Source organism: Anaeromyxobacter oryzisoli (genome assembly GCF_022690765.1).
GTDB classification, from domain to species: Bacteria; Myxococcota; Myxococcia; order Myxococcales; family Anaeromyxobacteraceae; genus Anaeromyxobacter; species Anaeromyxobacter oryzisoli.
Genome location: NZ_JALCZA010000156.1, coordinates 1 through 2,659, shown reverse-complemented (window position 1 = coordinate 2,659; position 2,659 = coordinate 1). Strand labels below are relative to the sequence as shown.

The window sequence follows — 2,659 nt, the reverse complement described above, 5'->3', positions numbered from 1 at the left end:
GCGGCGGGGTCATCGGCGCCGGCGCCGCGCCCGCCTCGGGCTGCGCCGGCGGGGGGGCCGCGGGGGGGGCCGACGGCCTCTCGGGCGGCGGCGGCGCCGGAGGACGGTTCCTCGGGAGCTGATCGTAAAAGGTGATCTTCGGCTGGGCGTCCGGCGCGGGGACGTGGTCGAGCGCGGAGAGATCCCCGCCGGGGGCGGCCGCGGCCTGCCGGGACGCCACCTGCCGCCCGACGTTCAGGCCGAGGACGAACACCACCGCGAGGATCACGAGCGCGCCGACGACGATCGAGGCGATCTGCCGCCCGTCGAGGGACAGCTCGAACTTCTCCTGGACCCGGACGTTCCCGTCGCGCATGGCGCACCCGCCGCCGCGGAGGGCAGGGACGGCCACGCGCGTCGCGCGAGGCCGACCGCGGCTGGCGCGATTCTAGACCTCGGCGTCGATATCGCGAGTTTCCGGACTCTCCATCCGCTCCGGGGCGGAGACGCCGAGCACCGCGAGGCCGTTCGCGAGCACCTGCTTGAGGGCGCGGCAGAGGAAGAGCCGGGCCGCCGTCTTCCGGGGATCCGGGCCGATGACGCGCTCGCCGGTGCGCTTCCCCTGCGTGTACCACGAGTGGAACGCGGCGATGGTCTCCTGGAGGTAGAACGCGACCCGGTGCGGCTCGAACGCGAGCGCCGCGCCGGAGAGCAGGTCCGGGAACGCGGCGATCCGGCGGATGAGATCCTGCTCCTCTGGCGCCGTCAGGGTCCGCGCCGCCTCGAGCTCGAACTCCGGCACGGCGTGGCCGGCCTCGCGCGCCTTCGCGAAGATCGCCGCGAGCCGGGCGTGGCCGTACTGCACGTAGAAGACGGGGTTGTCGAGGGTCTGCTTCTTCGCGAGCTCGACGTCGAAGTCGAGCGGCGCGTCGGAGCGGCGGGTGAGGAAGATGAACCGGGCGGCGTCGCGGCCGACCTCGTCGAGGACCTCGCGGAGCCAGACCACGTTCCCGGCGCGCTTCCCCATCTTCACGGCCGCGCCGCCGCGGGTGAGGTTCACCATCTGGATGAGGACGACGTGCAGGTCCTTGCGCGAGCCGCCGAGCGCCTCCATGGCGGCCTCGAGCCGCGGGACGTAGCCGCCGTGATCGGCGCCGAGCACGTCCACCAGGAGCTCGGCCCGCTGCCGCTTCTCCCAGTGGTAGGCGATGTCCGCGCAGAAGTAGGTCGGCGTGCCGTCCGCCTTCTTCACCGGGCGATCGACCTCGTCGCCGTAGCTCGACGACCGGAACAGCGTCAGGTCCTCGGACGCCGCCACCCCCTCGTCGTTCGCGTCGTGCGCGTCGCCGTCCTGCGGCGGCGGCGGCGGCTGCCCCTTCTTCGACTTCGGGGGCGGGAGCTTCCCGACGTACACGAGGTCCTTCTCCTCGAGCACCTTCAGGAAGCGCTGGACGGTGCCGGACTCGTAGAGCGCCTTCTCCGACGACCAGCGGTCGAACTCGATGTTGATCGCCGCGAGGTCGCCCCGGATCATCCCGAGCACGTGCTGCACGGCGCGGTCGCGGAAGATCGCGAGCCACTCCCGCTCGGGCGCGTCGAGGTAGCGGTCGCCGAGCTCGGCCTTCAGCGCGGCGGCGATGTCCTTCACGTACTCGCCCGGGTAGGCCTTGGGCGGGAAGGTGATCGCGCGCCCGTGCAGCTCCTGGTACCGGAGGTGGACCGAGCGCGCGAGCGTCTGGACCTGCGCGCCGTAGTCGTTGACGTAGTACTCGCGCGTGACGTCGAAGCCCGCCCAGCGCAGGAGGCTCTGCACGCCGTCTCCGGTGACGGCGTTCCGGCCGTGGCCGACGTGCATGGGGCCGGTGGGGTTCGCCGAGACGTACTCGACGATGACCTTCCTCCCCTGCCCCACCGCGGTGCGGCCGTAGTCGGCGCCGGCGGCGACGGCGCGCTCGAGCGCGCCGAGCCACACGTCCGGCGCGACCCGCACGTTGATGAACCCGGGGCCGGCGATCTCGAGCCCCGCCAGCTCGTGCCGGGCGTCGGCCGCCCGCACCGCCTCGACGATGGCCTGGGCGAGCACCCGCGGCGGCTTGCCCGCGGGCTTCGCGAGCACCATCGCGGCGTTCACGGCGAAGTCGCCGTACTTCGGGTCGCGGGGCGCCTCGACCGAGAAGCCGGCTTCGATGGAGGGCCAGCGCCCCTGGGCGGCGCCCTCGGCGAGCGCCTGGCGGAAGATCTCGACGACGCGATCACGGACCATGGGAGGGCTCGATCTACCGGGCGCGAGTCGGCGAAGCAAGATCCACCGGTCCGCCGGCGGCAGGCGGCGGGCGGCGCGCCGCTCAGCCGTGGGGATCGAAGGCGCCGCAGCGGACGCATCGCCAGGCGCGGGCGGCCGTCTCGCCGCCGCAGCGCCGGCACCGCAGGGCGTGGCCACGCCGGAGCAGCGCCTCCACCAGCACGTCGTGCCGCGCCGCCAGGTCTTCGGGGTCGGGCGCCCCCGCCTCCCGGAGCACCTCGCGGAGCGCGAGCGTCACCTCACCGGTGCGGTCGGTCGCGAGCGCCCGCCGCGCGGCCGCCCGCCCCGCCCCCGGCCGCCCGGCCGCCTGCCCGGGGCGCGTGCGCCGCTGGGGCAGGCCGGCGTCCCCGGGGGCGGCGGGGGTGCGCGCCGCGACGA

Annotated in this window: 1 protein-coding gene and 2 pseudogenes; all 3 read right to left on the bottom strand. The window is 74.8% G+C overall.

Going from position 1 to position 2,659, the window contains the following annotated elements; translation table 11 throughout:
• A pseudogene (locus MNZ27_RS23060) lies at positions 1-391 on the bottom strand (SPOR domain-containing protein); the annotation flags it as partial.
• A 36-nt stretch (positions 392-427) separates the two neighbouring features.
• Positions 428-2,242, bottom strand: coding sequence for an arginine--tRNA ligase (locus tag MNZ27_RS23055; protein ID WP_242396408.1), 1,815 nt, complete (start codon positions 2,240-2,242; stop codon positions 428-430).
• Positions 2,243-2,324: 82 nt separating this feature from the next.
• Positions 2,325-2,659: pseudogene (locus tag MNZ27_RS23050) on the bottom strand (tetratricopeptide repeat protein); the annotation flags it as partial.